Origin of the sequence: Nocardia sp. CA-120079, assembly GCF_050955745.1 — a bacterium.
Lineage (GTDB): Bacteria > Actinomycetota > Actinomycetes > Mycobacteriales > Mycobacteriaceae > Nocardia.
In genome coordinates this window covers 2,759,718-2,775,748 of sequence record NZ_CP192088.1, presented here as the reverse complement: position 1 = coordinate 2,775,748, position 16,031 = coordinate 2,759,718, and the positions used below count along the sequence as shown (strand labels likewise).

14 protein-coding genes are annotated in these 16,031 nt (G+C 65.4%); 5 read left to right on the top strand and 9 right to left on the bottom strand.

Features of this window, described 5'->3' with window-relative positions:
* Nucleotides 1-64: 64 nt before the first annotated feature.
* Nucleotides 65-718, top strand: coding sequence for a Uma2 family endonuclease (locus ACQPYR_RS12700; RefSeq protein ID WP_433631481.1), 654 nt, complete (start codon nucleotides 65-67; stop codon nucleotides 716-718).
* A gap of 169 nt (nucleotides 719-887) precedes the next feature.
* Here the strand turns inward: ACQPYR_RS12700 and ACQPYR_RS12695 are convergent, their stop codons facing one another.
* From ACQPYR_RS12695 to ACQPYR_RS12685, 3 genes are read right to left on the bottom strand one after another with little or no spacing between them, the layout of a single operon-like run.
* A complete protein-coding gene (locus tag ACQPYR_RS12695; protein WP_433631478.1) occupies nucleotides 888-1,262 on the bottom strand; it encodes a hypothetical protein in 375 nt (124 codons plus the stop codon).
* A 46-nt stretch (nucleotides 1,263-1,308) separates the two neighbouring features.
* Nucleotides 1,309-2,484: a PLP-dependent aminotransferase family protein gene (locus ACQPYR_RS12690; protein ID WP_433631475.1), complete on the bottom strand. Its 1,176-nt coding sequence runs from the start codon at nucleotides 2,482-2,484 to the stop codon at nucleotides 1,309-1,311.
* The gene (locus ACQPYR_RS12685; protein WP_433631473.1) at nucleotides 2,481-2,933 is read right to left on the bottom strand and encodes a cupin domain-containing protein; all 453 of its coding nucleotides are present in this window, start codon (nucleotides 2,931-2,933) and stop codon (nucleotides 2,481-2,483) included. The genes ACQPYR_RS12690 and ACQPYR_RS12685 overlap by 4 nt, the downstream gene beginning before the upstream one ends.
* 531 nt (nucleotides 2,934-3,464) lie before the next feature.
* Between ACQPYR_RS12685 and ACQPYR_RS12680 the strand changes: the two genes are divergently transcribed.
* A complete protein-coding gene (locus tag ACQPYR_RS12680; RefSeq protein WP_433631470.1) occupies nucleotides 3,465-4,199 on the top strand; it encodes a response regulator transcription factor in 735 nt (244 codons plus the stop codon).
* Nucleotides 4,200-4,638: 439 nt separating this feature from the next.
* On the opposite strand, the gene ACQPYR_RS12675 is transcribed toward ACQPYR_RS12680, so the two are convergent.
* From ACQPYR_RS12675 to ACQPYR_RS12655, 5 genes are all read right to left on the bottom strand, one after another.
* Nucleotides 4,639-6,045, bottom strand: a complete 1,407-nt coding sequence (locus ACQPYR_RS12675) for an MFS transporter (RefSeq protein WP_433631467.1) — start codon at nucleotides 6,043-6,045, stop codon at nucleotides 4,639-4,641.
* Nucleotides 6,042-7,019, bottom strand: a complete 978-nt coding sequence (gene egtD, locus ACQPYR_RS12670) for an L-histidine N(alpha)-methyltransferase (protein ID WP_433631464.1) — start codon at nucleotides 7,017-7,019, stop codon at nucleotides 6,042-6,044. The genes ACQPYR_RS12675 and egtD overlap by 4 nt, the downstream gene beginning before the upstream one ends.
* Before the next feature lie 131 nt (nucleotides 7,020-7,150).
* Nucleotides 7,151-8,335: an FAD-dependent monooxygenase gene (locus ACQPYR_RS12665; protein WP_433631461.1), complete on the bottom strand. Its 1,185-nt coding sequence runs from the start codon at nucleotides 8,333-8,335 to the stop codon at nucleotides 7,151-7,153.
* A gap of 135 nt (nucleotides 8,336-8,470) precedes the next feature.
* Entirely contained in the window at nucleotides 8,471-11,197 is a 2,727-nt protein-coding gene (locus tag ACQPYR_RS12660; protein ID WP_433631459.1) for a helix-turn-helix transcriptional regulator, read from the bottom strand.
* 44 nt (nucleotides 11,198-11,241) lie between these two features.
* Nucleotides 11,242-11,394 carry a hypothetical protein gene (locus ACQPYR_RS12655; protein ID WP_433631456.1) on the bottom strand — a complete coding sequence of 51 codons (153 nt, stop codon included), beginning with the start codon at nucleotides 11,392-11,394 and terminating at the stop codon, nucleotides 11,242-11,244.
* Nucleotides 11,395-11,468: 74 nt separating this feature from the next.
* On the opposite strand from ACQPYR_RS12655, the gene ACQPYR_RS12650 reads away from it, so the two are divergent.
* Together ACQPYR_RS12650 and ACQPYR_RS12645 are read left to right on the top strand one after the other, a co-directional pair.
* Nucleotides 11,469-12,359: a helix-turn-helix domain-containing protein gene (locus tag ACQPYR_RS12650; RefSeq protein ID WP_433631453.1), complete on the top strand. Its 891-nt coding sequence runs from the start codon at nucleotides 11,469-11,471 to the stop codon at nucleotides 12,357-12,359.
* A gap of 13 nt (nucleotides 12,360-12,372) precedes the next feature.
* Complete coding sequence (locus ACQPYR_RS12645) at nucleotides 12,373-13,266, top strand: alpha/beta hydrolase (RefSeq protein ID WP_433631450.1); 894 nt, start codon at nucleotides 12,373-12,375, stop codon at nucleotides 13,264-13,266.
* Between the two features lie 161 nt (nucleotides 13,267-13,427).
* On the opposite strand, the gene ACQPYR_RS12640 is transcribed toward ACQPYR_RS12645, so the two are convergent.
* On the bottom strand, nucleotides 13,428-14,717 hold the full coding sequence (locus tag ACQPYR_RS12640) for an IS256 family transposase (protein WP_433624106.1): 1,290 nt from the start codon (nucleotides 14,715-14,717) through the stop codon (nucleotides 13,428-13,430).
* A gap of 185 nt (nucleotides 14,718-14,902) precedes the next feature.
* Between ACQPYR_RS12640 and ACQPYR_RS12635 the strand changes: the two genes are divergently transcribed.
* On the top strand, nucleotides 14,903-15,493 hold the full coding sequence (locus tag ACQPYR_RS12635) for a class I SAM-dependent methyltransferase (protein ID WP_433635112.1): 591 nt from the start codon (nucleotides 14,903-14,905) through the stop codon (nucleotides 15,491-15,493).
* Nucleotides 15,494-16,031: the final 538 nt, after the last annotated feature.

Sequence of the window (16,031 nt, the reverse complement as noted above, 5' to 3'; positions counted from 1 at the left end):
ACGCATAGATACCATCCCCGAACACAAGATCCGGATGCGGCCGCTCCACCTCTATCATTGCGGCATGTCTGGTCCGCGTATCGAGCGCCCGGATCTCCCCGAGTACATGAGCTGGGAGGAGCTGGAGCGACTCCCCCAGGAGATCGCCCAGCAGATCGAGCTGTGGAACGGACGTGTGGTGTGGGTGCGCCGCGGCCCTGCCGAGCATCAGACCTTCTCGAACCGTCTCTGGAGCACAATCGAACGCTGCGCGCGAAAGACCATGTCGGCGCATCCTGAGCACTGCTGGCGGGTGACCACCGAGACAAACGTCTTCCTCGGACGCAATGGCAAGTCCGATTTCTTGACACCCGACTTTCTCGTACATCGGTGCCTTGGATCGGCCTACCAGGATCTTCGAAGCGCTGACGTCGTGCTGGTCGGGGAGGTCCTGTCTCCTTCCAACACGCAGACCGATATCGAGGCGAAGAAAGGCCGCTACGCGGGTGCTGGGATTCCCTGGTACTGGGAAGTGCATCTGGACCGCGAAGTCAGCGCCATCGCAACGGTCCGCGCCTACGGCCTCGACATCGGGCACGCCCAACTGCCGGACGGCGTCCACCCCCTGCGCCCGGCCAACTACATCCTGGCCAGCGAATGGACCCACGCGAACCCGGACGGTATCGCGATCGATGCCCCCTTCCCCATCGCGATCCCCTGGACCGAACTCGAATACTGACCGCGAGCTCGAACCACTTCGACCCGGACATCCAACAGCAGCACAAGATCACCATGCGCTGGTGTCGGCAAATAGCGCTGTTTGCCACCACCAGCGCATGGTGATCTTGGTCAACGAGGCAGTGGCGCTGGAGGTTCGGCATCGAGTCCGAGTACTCCGCAAGCCGAACTCACGACCTGTGACAGGTGAACCGGCGGCCGGTGAGGGTGGCAGGGAGTGGGCCGCGACGCGAGGTGCCGGATAGGTCATAGAAGGTTGCGCTCGCCGAGCCGGTGAACTCGTCGCCGTGCACGGTCAGGTCGAAGCGGACGATTCCCTTCTGCACCAGCGAGGGGTCCGCGCGGTCGACGGTGAATTCGAGGAAAGCGCCGGATACCGTTGCGCCGTCGGCTCTCCAGGTACCCATGCCGTTGCTGTCGCTGGTGGTGCGGTTGCCGTGGTCCGGATTCGATTGCGCCATGGTGCCGTCCGCGTGGAAGGTCATGACGTGGTAACCGAACGGCGCGCCGTCGGCAACCACTTCCCAGACGCCGACAATGCTCATTGGGGCCACTAATCCTTTCGCAACCCTGACCGATAGGGTTGTCGTCTCATCCGCAGAGTCCGGCGAGGAGTTCGATGCCGGGTTCGATCCGATGTTCGGGCACGGTGGCGAAGCTCAGCCGGATCGCGTTGCGTGGCGCACCGTCGGCGGCGAAGAAGGCGGATCCGGGTAGGAATGCCACTCCCCTGCTCAACGCCGGGGCAACCAACGCATCTGCATCGAAATCGTCTGGGCCCTCGACCCATACGAACATTCCGCCATCGGGTTCGGTCCAGCTGAATCCAGACGGCAAGTGTTTGTGCAACGCGGTCACAACCGTATCAAGTTTGGTCGCATAGGTTTCCACGAGCAGACTCAGATGCGCGGATCCCACTGGCGTGCTGAGGAATTCGGCGGCGATCGCCTGGTTGAAGGCAGAGGTCTGCATGTCGATGCCCTGTTTGAGGGCGAGTACGGGCTCGAGCAGGTCATCGGGCAGCACCGTGATGCCGATCCGCAATGCTGGCGCAAGGGTTTTCGACAACGAGGTGATGTAAGCGGTGCGGTCCGGCGCGAAGGACCACAGCGTCGGCACCGGCTCACCGCGGTATCGGAGGTCGGTGTACACATCGTCTTCTACGACCAGTGCCTCGTGCCGGGTGATCACCTCGGCGACCTGCGCGCGCCGGACCGCGGACATGGTCCGCCCGGTCGGGTTCTGGAAGGTCGGCAGCAGATAGACGAACGCCGGATCATGTTGTGCCAGTGCACTATCCAGTGCTTCCGGTAGGATGCCCTCCGCATCGGAGGCGACCTCGACCACCAGCGCGCCGTGGCTGCGGAACACCTTCACGGCCGGACCGTAGGTCGGGGTCTCCACCAGCACCACCCCGCCGGGATACAGCAGCGCCATGCAGATGTTGTGCAGTGCGCCGGATCCGCCGGTGGCGATGTGCACCCGCTCGGGCGAACATCCGATTCCCCGGCCGGACAACAGTATTCGCGCCTGTTCGAGCAGCGGTGGGAATCCCTGCGTGAGTCCGTACTGCAATGCAGTACTCCCGTACTTCGCGATCGCGGCCGCCGCCAGTGACGCCACCAGCTCCCCCGGCAGCAGCGCCGGATCCGGCGCGCCGACCGCGAACGAGATCACGTCCGGTCGGCGCGCCAATGTCGCGAACGCGTCGTCGATCGGTCCGCTGCGCATCGCCGTTTCGCGGCCGAGCGCGACACCGGCGCTCATACCCGAGCCAACTCCTGCCGCAGTCGCGCGGCCACTTCCATTGCCGCCGCATCGAATTCCGGCGTCAACACCAGATCGTCGCTGAACAGCGGATCGGTGCGCACATCCACCGCCAGCAAACCGTCGGTGTCGCTGAGATTCACCGCCACATGCACCACCCCCTCCGGGATGTACAGGAATTCGCCCGGTCCGTGCACGTACGGCTCCAATTCCGGACCTATCAGGGTTACCGCGCGCCCGGTCACGCAGAACACGATGGTTTCACTGCGCGCGTGTAGGTGGGCCCGCGCCACCTTTCCCGGCGCCATATTCACCATGGCCGCCGAAATCCCTTCGGCACCACAAGTATCCCTGGTTATGCAGGGCAGCAGATGCTGCTCCTGTGGTCCGACGACCTCCGCGACGTCGGCTGCGGCAACAACTCGTACGACCTTGGCAGTATTTCCCATTCGGCAATCCCAGATATCGTTAGAACAGGGTAAATTCATGTCTTCGCACGCAACTGGTCGAGCTCCGCGCGGACTTCAGCGATCTCGGTGCGCATGGGCCGATACACCAATGCGACACCGACGTCGGATTCGGGACCATCGCACTGTTCGACCGCGGGCGGAGGGTGAAGCGGTGGGACGTCAATGGATGATCCTCTATTCGGCGAGCTTCGATCGCGCTGGATATGACCGAAGGCTCGGCAATTGGCAGGCTATGGCACATGCCCACCGCGAACATCCGCCGCACCGGACCGAAATATCCGCATTATTCGTTCGCCGTATCGGCCCTCGCACCGCGCCTGTTCGAGCTCGATGACCGGCCGCGACGGTCCCGACTCGGCGGGACGACGAACCCCCGGGCACAGATGCGGATATTCCCGCCCGAAATGGCGGATGATCCAGCTCCCCCGCTGGCCTAGTGTCCAAAATGCGACCGCCCGGCCTGTATGAAACCGGCCGGGCACAGAGCATTCGAACGCAGAGGGATCGAGTATGCGGTTGATCGTGGTCGACGACAACGACGATGCGGGCGACGCACTGGTGCACAAGTTGCGCCTGCGTGGGCACCAGGCCGATCGCAAACGCCGGGGCTCGGACCTGCTGGTTACCCACCATCGCTATCACGCGGTCATCCTCGACCTCGAGCTGCCGGATATGTCCGGGCTGACGGCGCTGCGCAAGCTGCGCGAGGTCAGCTCTGTGCCGGTGGTCGTGCTCACCGCGGATACCGATGAGCGCTCGGTGGTGCGCGCCTTGCGCAGCGGCGCCGACGACTATCTGGTGAAGCCAACGCGGGTGGCGGAGTTGGCGGCTCGGCTGTACGCGATCACCCGACGGCTTCCCGTGCCCGCCGTCCCCACCCCGACGACCACGGTCGTCGCCGGCGATGTTCGGGTGGATCTGGAGGCCGGGACGGTTGAGGTCGCCGGTCGACAGGTGCAGCTGACCCGGGTCGAATTCGCGGTGTTACGGGCGCTGGTCGAGCAGCCGGGTACGGCCGTCAGCCGTGAGCAGCTACTCGACCGCATCTGGGGCGATGCGTTCGTCGCGGTATCGCATGCGCTGTACGTGCACGTCAACGCGCTGCGCACCAAGTTGGACCGGCCAGGATTGATTACCACCATCCACAGCTACGGCTACCGGTGGAATCCTGGTGCCGCCATAGCGAATTCGGTCGCTGTCGAAGAGTCGATGACGGTGGGTGCTCTGGCGAGCCGCACCGCCTGACCGCAGCAGGTCTCGCCGGTCGCGGCCATCGCGGCATCAGACTCGACCAACTGACTGATCACCGCACCGGCGACGCCGACCAGCACCGCACCGGACTCACCCACCGACCGGCCACGCACCAGCGATCCCGACGACGGCGGCACCATGTTCGATCACCCCACCAATCACCACATGGCGATCCCGACTACCAAGGCATCAGTCTCTCGACCAATCACCGCACCGGCGATTCCGACTACCTCGGTATCAGCCACGCGGAAAGTACCGGCCCATGAGAAGCAAAGCGCCGCAGATCAATAGGGCAAGACGACCACTACGGCGTTGGACTCGATCACCCCGTCGAGTCACCCCCGCACCGGCGACTGCGAGCGCCGAGGCACCAGACTCAACCACCTGAAGTCACCGCATCGGCGAACACGGCATCAGACTCAGTGACCGAATATCACCGCACCGGCGATTCCGACCACCGAGGCATCAGACTCGCGGCAATTACCGCACCCGTGAGCAACAGTGCACCACAGATCAACAGCGCAATGCGGAAACCACTGCCGAACGCCGCGCCATCGGTGAGCCGCGCGCCGGAAATCCCGACGACCCCCGGTAGCGCGGCGACGGCGAGCAACTGCGCGGTGCGGGCGACGGCATTGTTCACTCCGGAGGCGATCCCGGAATCCGCTGCGGGCACCGCCGCGAATACCGCACCCGTCAGCGGAGCCACGAACACCGCCAATCCGACACCGAGCATGACGGTCCCCGGAAACACGGCGCTGAGATACATTGCGCGCGAGCCGATCCCGGCCAGCAGAACCGCACCGCACGCCGCGAGCGCAGGCCCGAGGATCATCGGGATCCGTGCGCCGTGCCGCTGCGCCCAGCGACCCGCCGAAGCGGACGACACCAGCATGATCCCGGTAATCGGCACCGTCGCCAAGCCTGCCGCCAGCGGCGAATACCCCGCGACCACTTGCAATTCCAGCGGCAGCAGGAAGTACACGCCGCCGAGACCCGCATATACGGCAGCTGTGACCAAGTTGGCCGCGGTGAACACACGCGAGGTGAACAGTGCGGGCGGCAGCAGCGGATGATCACCGCGCAGCTCAATCCACGCGAATAACCCGAGCAGTGCCACGCCGAGCAGCGCCATCCATCCTCGCCCGCCGATGAACCCATACGTCAGCGCACCCAGCCCGGCCACGGCGGTCGCCGCACCCGGCAGATCGAGCGGCCGCGCATCCGCATCCCGCGATTCCGGAAGGTAGCGCACCGCTACGACGGCGACTGCCACGGCGAACGGCACGTTGATGAGAAATACCGAGCGCCACCCGGCCAGCTCCGTCAGCCAGCCCCCGACAATCGGTCCGACCGCCTCGATAACGCCGATGAGCCCCGCCCACAAGCCGATTGCCGCACCATGGTCGCGCCGATCGATCGAGGCCGAGATCAATGCCAGGCTGCCCGGAGTTATCAGCGCACCCGCGATCCCCTGCACCACGCGCGCCGCTACCAGCATTTCCATCGAGGACGCGACACTGCACAACAGCGATGTCAGCGCGAACCCGACACTGCCCCAGACGAATACCGTGCGCCGCCCGAGCCGATCCCCCAGTGCTCCGCCCACCAGTATCAGCGACGCCAAAGCCAGCGTGTAACCACCGACCACCCACTGCAGGTCGGCCACATTGTCGCCGAGACTCGAACCGATCCGCGGCACAGCGATATTGACGACCGACGCGTCGAGCACCACTACCGCCGAACCGAGCACCGCCGCGGCGACAATCCAACGTCCGGTAACCGAACGCAGGCGCGGCGGTGCGGGCGCGGCCCGGTTCGGTGCGACGAGATCGCTCATCCTCTGCGCGCGAGAACAAGGGCGAACCGATCATCGGAGTCGGTCCACGAATACTGCATCTGGAAGCCGCAGGTTTCGAGCTCCCGACGAAACTCGGTCAGCCGGAACTTCGCCGAGATTTCGGTGCGCAGTTGCTCGCCCGCCGCGAAGTCGACAACAAGATCCAATTCGGCGATCGTGACCGACATATCGGCCGTGGCCTCGAGCCGCATCTCGATCCACTCGTTGTCGGGATCCCATACCGCGATATGCGCGAAGCGGTCGGGCTCGAAATCGGCACCGAGCCGCTGGTTCACCACATGCAGGATGTTCCGGTTGAACTCGGCCGTCACGCCAGCGGCATCGTCGTATGCGGGGACCACGACGGCGGGGTCGACCACCAATCCGACTCCGAGCAGCAGTTGTTCGCCCGGCTCGGTCACCTCATGGACGCAACGGTAGAACTCGGCGCGCTCCTCGGGGACCAGGTTGCCGAGCGTACCGCCGAGCAGCGCGATGATCCGCCGGTCACCCCGTGGCAGCGTATGCAGCATGCTGGTGAAGTCGCTGACCACCCCGTGTACCGCGAGTTCGGGATACTCCTGGTGTATCCAGGTTACCGCGGCGCGCAGCGCGGATTCGGAAACATCCTGCGGCAGATATGATTTCAAGGATCCGTGCGCGCCCAACGCGGTCAACAACAGCCGTGTCTTCTCCGATGAACCGGAGCCGAGTTCGATCAGTTCCCCGGCATCGGTCGCCACCGACGCGATCGCGTCGGCGGAGCTGCGAAGCAGTGCGCGCTCGGTGCGGGTGGGGTAATACTCGGGCAGCTCGGTAATCGCTTCGAACAGTTTGCTGCCCCGTGCGTCATAGAACCATTTGGACGGCAACCACTTTCGGCTCCCGGTCAGTCCCCGCAGGACGTCGGCACGCAGTGCGGCCGCGAGATCGTCCTCGGTGAGTTGGATATCGATACTGACGTGAGGCCGCACGGGCTTACTCCGATCGATGCTGAATCGCCGACGCAGGATCAGATGTGGACTACAAACCTCGCGGTCCACTTCTCCGACAACGGAATTGTTGACGCAGCCACCACACCCCCGCCAACCGGCGAATCGCACATTTACATCGGCTTAAGCTTGGCCATGCGCTGCGGATCAATGCCGAGCTCGGAGAGGTTCATGGCCATCTTCTGGTGCACCGCGGGAATCCAATCCAGCGCGCGCAACACCGTATTGCGCACGCCGCGCAAGGGTGCGCTGCCGACGGTCGCGACCCGAGTCATCTTGTCGGTGAAGGCGACGACGTTCTCGGCGACCGGTCGCCGTTCGGTTTCATAAGCATCCAGTACACCGTCATCGGCACCGTCGCGGATGACCGCGGCGAGCTTGGCGGCCAGATTCAGCCCGTCCTGTAGCCCCGTGTTCATGCCCTGTCCTCCGGCCGGACTGTGCACGTGCGCGGCGTCACCAGCGAGGAAGATCCGACCGGCGCGGTAGCGCTCGGCCAAGCGGTGGTGCACACGGAAACGGGAACTCCAGACGATTTTCTCGACGGTGGCCGGATTCCGCTGCGGGCCCCGGGTACTCAGCAGGTGTTGCACGTGGACATGGTCGGGCTGCGGCGGGGCATCGTCCACGGTGGCCACAATGCGGTGCCGTCCGCCCGGCAGTGGTGCGATGACCGTGACGCCTTCCGGAGAGAAGTACAGCCGGATCTCCGCATCCGGCACATCACCACCCAGCACCGCGTCGGCCAGGACGAATGATTGTGCGTAGGTGTCCCCTTCGAAGGCGATACCGGCCTGCTCGCGGACCAGACTGTGCATCCCGTCGGCACCGACGACATAGCGTGCCCGAATCACTTCGCCTGCGGCCGTGGTCGCGGTGACACCGTCGGGATCCTGGACCAACGACGTCAGCTCACACGGCCGCGTGACCCGGGTGCCGGTGGCCTCCAGTCGCTCCACCAGGATCTGCTCGGTGCTGTCCTGTGGGATCAGCAGCGTATAGGGATAGTCGGTGGGCAGATCGTCGAAGCCGACATGCAGCAGCACCCGGTCGCGTTCGCGAACGGTCGCCTGCGCCACGATGATTCCGCGCGCGATCATTTTCTCGGTGACGTCCAACTCGGTGAGCACCTCGAGCGTGCGGGCGTGCACGACGGCGGCTCGCGAGGTGTTGTCGCCCGCGGCCTGTTTGTCGATGAGGACGACCGGGACGCCCTTGTCCGCGAGGGATGCGGTCAGCGCCATGCCGACCGGTCCGGCGCCGACAACGAGCACATCTGTCTCAGTGGGAATGTTCATGCAGGTGACGCTACGGACGAGCACACCGTGGCCGCGTCTGTCGAATGACTGTAGTAGCCGGCATGATTCCCCCGGATGGCTACCTCATGATGACCGTGCACGCGTTAGCTGGGGGCTTTTCGCTCTGCGCGACTACTAGGTCATGGAGTACCTGGCGAGTTCGGCACGAGAGGCTATGCCCAGCTTGGGAAACGCCTTGTACAGGTGATAGCCGACGGTGCGCGCGCTCAGGAACAGCTGCGTGCCGATTTCCCGGTTGGTCGCCCCGGTCGCGGCCAGTCGAACCACCTGAAGTTCCTGTGGCGTAAGCGAAGCCAGCGGATCCGACTCCCGGTTCTGGTCCGATATCGAGATCCCCGTCGCCCGCAATTCCGCAGCCGCACGATCGGACCACGGTACCGCGCCGAGCAGATCGAATGTCGCCATCGCGGCCTGCAACTGCGTCCGCGCCTCGACACGCCGGTTGTGGCGGCGCAGCCATTCGCCGTACATCAATTCGGTTCGCGCCTGTTCGAAGGGCTGATCGCCACGCGCGTGCAGGTCAAGGGCGCGCTCGTAGAGATCCGCCGCATCGCCATCGGTCAGCAGAGCATGACAGCGATGCAGGACCGCGAGCGCCCATGGCTGGCCGATTGCCTTGGCCCAGTTGGCGAACCGGGTAAGCGCCTGCTGCGCGCGCTGGGGATCACCGGTGCGGACGGCGGCCTCGACATAGTCCGGATAGGCGTAGCGCCAAACGAATGCGTGCCTGCCCGGACCTGCCGCCGCCTTGTCGAGGCGGTCCAGCACCTGCGCATACCGGCCGTAACCGGAATCGAGCGCGGCAAGGGCGTAGGTGGCCCAGGCCAAGCCGGTCATCCACATCCCGCCCTCCTCGATCGCTTCCGCCGCGAGGGCCGCGCTTTCCTGGTCGGCACCCGCCACTCCCGCCAACCAGGCGGCGATCCCGGCCAGGTAGTACTTCCAATAGTGCTGGCCGATGTCCTCGGCGAGCCGCCGTCCCTCGGCCGCGGTGGCCCGCGCTGCGCGATGTCGGCCGGTCGCGAGTTCGGCGATCGCGAGCATCATCATGGCCTGTGGCATCCGTCCGATCCGCCCTGCGCTGCGGCAGGCCTCGACCAGCCGCGTCGCGTCCCGGTACATCCCATCCACATCGCCGCGTGCGAAGCCGAGATAGGCGGCGACGACATGCAGGTCTATCGGCAGATCTTCGACATCACCGAGATGGTGCGGGGCGATATTGACTGCCAGCCGATCGCCCTCCAGCAGCAGACGGATATCGCGGGCGAGCGCGTGGATCGCGTGCTGCGGCCCGCATACCCGGGCTGCGAGTTCTTCAGTGCGGCGGGCCAATACGAGTTGGTCCGGATGCGGGCGGCTGGACCAGGCATAGATCGCGGCCCAGCCGAGCATCGCCCAAACCTGGTGATCCCGTGCGGCGGCGAGAGCGAGCACACCGTCGTGCAGCAGGCGCGTGGCCTCGAGCGGATGCCCCGCCTCGAAGGCAAGACCGGCGCGCACCCTGGCGAGTTCCGCGGCGATCGATGACTCGATGGGCGGCGCTTCGGAGCGCCCGCGGGCCGCCAAATCAGTTGCCCGCTGGGCCAATTCGGTTGCCCGCTGCGGCAGCCCCGCCTCATAAGCAGCGGTGGCCGCGATTGTCCAGCGCCGTGCCTTGTCCGCAGCGGCAGGCGACAACTCGGCGGCACGGGCATAACCGGTGCTCACCGCGATCTGCCCACCGCGCCGCCGCGCCCGCACCGCGGCCTGCTCCAATTGCGCGGCCACCGCCTCATCCGGCAGAGCGGTCACCGCGGCCAGATGCCAAGCCTTGCGATCGTCGTCGACGGCACCGGCCAATGCGCGATGCGCCGCGACCCGCTCGGCGACATCGCACGCCAGCCGTGCCGCGGTGCGGATAAGTGGGTGGCGGAATTCGATTCCCGATGCGGTAACCCGAACCAGCCCGACCTGTTCGGCCGGCGCGAAATCCGTCAGCGCCGCACCGAGCGCCGCCAGCGCGCGGGTCACCGGCTCGATGAGTCCGCTGTCATCCAAGGCGGCGACCAACAGACAGCATCGCGAAGCCGACGGCAATGCCTGGATCTGTTCACGAAATCCGGTCAGCACCCGGCTCGACGGCGGCTCGGATCCACCCAGCGAATACGCGAGCGGGGTGCTGTCTCCAGCACGCTGCCCGGGCGTCAGCGTGCGCGGAATCTCCAGCAGGGCAAGCGGATTACCGCGGGACTCGGCGATGACATGGTGGCGCGCGGACGGCGCGACGGTGGCATCGACGAGCTGTTCGGCGGCCGCGTGATCCAGTCCCGCCAAATTCAGCTCGGGCACACCGGGTGCGAGAAAGGGACGTTCCTCGTCGCGGGCGGCGAAGATCAGCGTCACCGGTTCGCTGTGCAGTCGGCGCACCGCGAACAGCAATGCGTCGGCCGATTCCTGATCGAGCCAGTGCGCGTCATCGATCAGACACAGCAGCGGTCCGTCCATCGAGAGTTCGGTGAGCAGGCTCAAGATGGCCAGGCCGATCAAGAAGCGGTCCGCCGGTGTCGCAGAACCGAATCCCAATGCCGCCAGCAGAGCATCGGATTGCTGGCGCGGCAACTGCGAGACCGTCTCCAGGACCGGGCTCAACAGCACATGCAGTGCGGCATAGGGCAATTCCGTTTCGGACTCGATCCCGGTGACCCGCAGCAGTCGAGCATCCGCCGACTCGGCGTATTCCAGCAGCGCGGACTTGCCGATGCCCGCTTCACCCCGCACGACAAGGGCGCCCGGCTGCCCCGACACGGCGGCGGCGAGCAGCTCATCGAGCCTGCGCTGCTCCACCATCCGGCCGTATAGCATCCACCCGCTCCTGCACCTTGCACACCATCGATCAGAAGCGCACCTTAACAATTCCGAGTGGCGGTGGGTGGGGTCCAGTTCCAGAGACGGGCGGCCTTGCGTGCGGCGACCCCACCGGCAAGCCGCGTGAGCCGGGTCAGCAGTCCGTAGACGAGCGGACTGGTGGACAGGCTGATGCGCGGATCCTGTCGGGCCATCCGCTGCACCCGCTGGCTGCGCGGGCGGCGTTGCCCGGCTCGCCCCGATCGCCGACTTCGAGCAAGGTGTTCGCATGGAATTACAGCGAACCGCCGGGACGCCGTTCGTGCCGGACGACGTGTCCGATGTGATGGTCGTTGCCGGGCCGGCGCGGTCGTACCGGAACAACGTGCACGAGGAGATCAAGCTGGTTCAGGTGACCGGTTCCGGATTCACGGTCCGCAGACGTGGTGCCGTCCATCGGGCGGCGCCAGGTGAGCTGATCGCGCTGCATGCCGATGACGCCCACAGCGGAGCACCCGAGGATCTCGACGCGGCGAGCTGGCGCATGATGTGCCTGTCGCCGTCCTTGATCGCCGAGGTCATGCCGTCGGCCATGCGGTTCGGGGATGTCGTCATCGGTGATCGCGTCCTGGCGAACCATTTTCGGTCGCTGCATATGCTGCTGCACGGTGGCCGTATCGGTTCCGCGCTGAGCCGCGAGGGCGGCCTGCTGGACTTCGTCGCCGCGTTGGCGCTGCGCTCGGACCGTGTCGCGGTTCCCGGATCGGGTGCCCTCGGCCGGATCCCGGAAATCGTTCGGGACTATCTGCGCGAGAATATCTCTCGCAATGTGACGCTGGACGAGCTCAGCTGCGTGACGGGCGCAGGCAAGTATCAACTCGTCCGGGTCTGCACGGCGCATTTCGGTCTTCCGCCGCACAAACTGCATGTGCGCCTGCGCCTGGACCACGCCAGATGGATGCTGCGCCGGGGTATGGATATCGCCGAAATCGCCTACGCGACAGGCTTTCACGATCAGCCGCACCTGACGCGGGTGTTCAGCGCAGCCTACGGCACCACACCGGCGAGCTACCGGTCGAGCTTCCAGGGCACTGTGCGGCGGAGCTGGACTTCGAGTGCCGCGCAAGAACGTACAAGACCGCACGGGCCTAGTGCGCCTACCGTCTTTGTCCGGTCATAAGAGAGGGATAACCATGACACGGATCGAAAAGATCGAGTTCTCCAGTGACGGACATCGTCTGGTGGGCGATCTGCATTTGCCCCAACCCGGCACCGAGCGTGGCGCGGTGGTGCTGACCGGACCGTTTTCCGGTGTGCGCGAACAAGTCACGGGCTACTACGCGCAACGGTTCGCCCAGCGCGGCTATCTCGCTTTGTCGTTCGACCACCGCAACTGGGGCGATAGCGACGGGCTGCCGCGCCAGCACGAGGATGCCACGGCCAAGGTGTCCGATCTGCGACACGCGGTGAGTTTCTTGGCCGCACGGCCGGAGGTCGACGCCGACAAGATCGCCGTGTGCGGAGTGTGCCTTGGCGGGATCTACGCGACGCAACTCGCGGCATTCGACCCGAGAATCAAGGCCGTCGCGCTGGTTGCCGCCGCGTACAACAATCCGACGCTGATCCGAAATCGCTTCGGCGCGGACAATTTCGCCGCGCTGATGGACCAGTTCGCGCAGATCACACAGCGTCAATCCGACTCCGGCGCAGTCGAGTACTGGCCTGCGGTCAATCCGGAAGGGATGCCCGCGGGAAATCCCGGACCCGAACCATTCGAGTACTACGGCACCGACCGCGGTGCGCGCCCCGGCTGGGAAAACCGCTGCACCGCAATGTCGGTGCTACAGGAGCTGACCCTGGACGTGGATGCATACCTGCCGCTGCTCACCACGCCGCTGCTGATCGTGCACGGCCGCGGCGATCAGGCGATCCCGGTCGGCGATGCCGAAGCCGCCTACGCGAAAGCCCCCGAACCCAAGCAACTACTGGTGCTGGATACCACCAACCACATCGACCTCTACGACGACGACACCTACGTATTGCCCGCCATCGACCGAGCCGTCGCCCACTTCGACCAAAACCTCTGACGCACTACCGCCCGCTGCAACCCGAGCCGCGAGGTATTCCTCGGCGAAAACCCGAGCCGACTAGCTGGACAGATGATCACCATGTCACCCAGGAGGGGCGCTCTCGGGCTATGCCGCCGAAGGTGGGACTATCTCGCTAACGGTGTTTCCGGCGGTTTCTCTCAGTAGGTTTGGGCGTCGGGCCAGCGGTCGGCGAAGGTGATCGCGAACGCGTTGACCGCGGGCTTCCAGCGCATGGTCCATCGTGCCCGACCGGCGCCGGTCGGGTCCAGGGACCGGGTGACCAGATACAGGCATTTCAGGGCGGCTTGCTCGGTGGGGAAATGCCCGCGGGCTTTGATCGCGCGCCGGTAGCGGGCGTTCAACGACTCGATCGCGTTCGTCGAGCAGATCACCCGTCGTATCTCGACGTCATAGTCGAGGAACGGAATGAATTCCTCCCACGCATTCTCCCAAAGCCGCACTATCGCAGCGTATTTCGTGCCCCACTTCTCGGTGAGTTCATCGAGCGCTGCCCGTGCCGCGGCGGCGTTGACGGCGGTGTAGATCGGTTTCACATCACGACGCAACGCGTCCCAATGCTGACGGCCGGCCAGCCGGAAAGTGTTGCGGATCAAATGGATGACACAGGTCTGGACCGTAGCCAGCGGCCACACGTTGCCCACCGCGTCCGGCAAACCTTTCAACCCGTCACAGACCAGGAAGAACACATCTTTGCAGCCGCGGTTACGGATATCGGTCAACACACTCAGCCAGAACTTCGCGCCCTCACCACCGGTGCCGGCCCACAAACCCAGGATGTCCTTCTCACCGTTGACCGTGACACCGATCGCGGCATAGATCGGACGGTTGGCGACCTGACCATCCCGGACCTTCACCACGATCGCGTCGATGAAGATAGCGGCATACACCGCGTCCAAGGGCCGGTTGGCCCAATCGGCCATCTCGGCGATCACCTTGTCGGTGATCCGAGACACCGTCTCCTTCGACACCGACGCCCCATAGATCTCAGCGAAATGCGCCGAAATCTCCCCAGTGGTAAGCCCTTTCGCATACAGCGACAGCACGATCTCATCCACCCCGGTCAACCGGCGCTGGCGTTTCTTGACGATCTGCGGCTCGAAACTACCCTCCCGATCGCGGGGCACCTCGATCTGCACCTGACCCGTCGCCTCGGTCAACACCGTCTTGGCGCGAGTCCCGTTGCGCACGTTGGCCGATTCGCGCTCGGTCGGGGCTTGGCCCTTGTCGAAACCGAGATGCTCGGTCATCTCCTCGTTCAACGCCGTTTCCAGGACGGTCTTAGTGAACTGTTTGAGCAACCCGTTCGGCCCGGTCAGCGATAACCCTTGCTCCTTGGCCATCCGGACCAGCTCCTGGGCGGCGAGCTCCTCGGCCGAAGCCTCCACCGGCTTCTTCTTCCTCGTCACGGCATCAAGTGTCGTCATCACGGCACCTTCCCGCTGAACATCGCTCAGCGAATCAGGCCGGAAACACCCTTAAATCCACAGTCCCCCGAAGGTGCATGGTGATCGCCTGACCAGCTGGGTTGGGGTTATGTCGGATGGGAGGGGGTGGGAGGATTTGGGGTATGGAGGATTCTTTTGGGGGGCGGCGTCCGACGAGTCATGAGCGGATGACGGGGGTGCCTTGGGATGCGTCGTATGAGGATGGGCCTGCGCCTTGGGATGTGGGCGGGCCGCAGCAGGCGATAGTGCGGTTGGGGGCCGGCGGCGGATTCGCGGGGGCGGTGCTCGATGCGGGGTGCGGGAGTGGGGAGAATGCGCTGTACCTTGCGGCGCTGGGGTTTTCGGTGCTAGGCGTCGATGTGGCGGAGACGGCATTGGCGACGGCACGGGCGCAGGCCGTCGAACGCGGGCTGGACGTCGAGTTCGTCGCGGCCGACGCATTGCAACTGGAGCGGTTGGGGCGCAAGTTCGAGACGGTGCTGGATTGCGGACTGTTCCACACCTTAGACGGTGACGAGCGGCGGGGATATGTGGCGAGCCTGGCCACGGTGACCGAGCGCGGTGGCACGCTGTATGTGTTGTGCTTCAGTGACGAGGGTCCCGATACCGGCCCGCACCCCGTCAGCAGGGAAGACCTCGAGACGGCATTCGAATCCGGCGGTGGATGGAATATCACGGCCCTCGAACCGGACCGGATCGAGACGAGATATCACGACGCCGGCGCACCTGCCTGGCTCGCCACGGTCAAACGGATCTAATGCCTCGCAGGCAGGTTGCGCACCGCGCGCCTTCCCTCGCAGCGCGAGTGAATAAGCATGCGCGGCAAGCAATCTGGCGCGCGGCACGCGGTCTGGTACACGGCACGTGATCTGGCGCACGGCACGCGATCTGGCGCGCGACACGTGATCTGGCGCACGACACGCGGTTTGGCGCACGGCACGCGATCTGGTACGCGACACGTGATCCGGCGCACGACACGCGATCTGGCGCACGACACGCGGTTTGGCGCACGGCACCCGATCTGGTACACGGCACGTGGTGATCTGGTACGCGACACGTGGTGATCTGGCGCGCGACACGTGATCCGGCGCACGGCACGCGATCCAGCGCACGGCACGCGATCCAGCGCACGGCACCCGATCTGGTACACGGCACCTGGTGATCTGGTACGCGACACGTGGTGATCTGGCGCGACACGTGGTGATCCGGCGCGCGGCACGCGATCCAGCGCACGGCACGCGATCCAGCGCACGACACACGATCCGGCGCACGACACACGATCCGGCGCACGGAAGC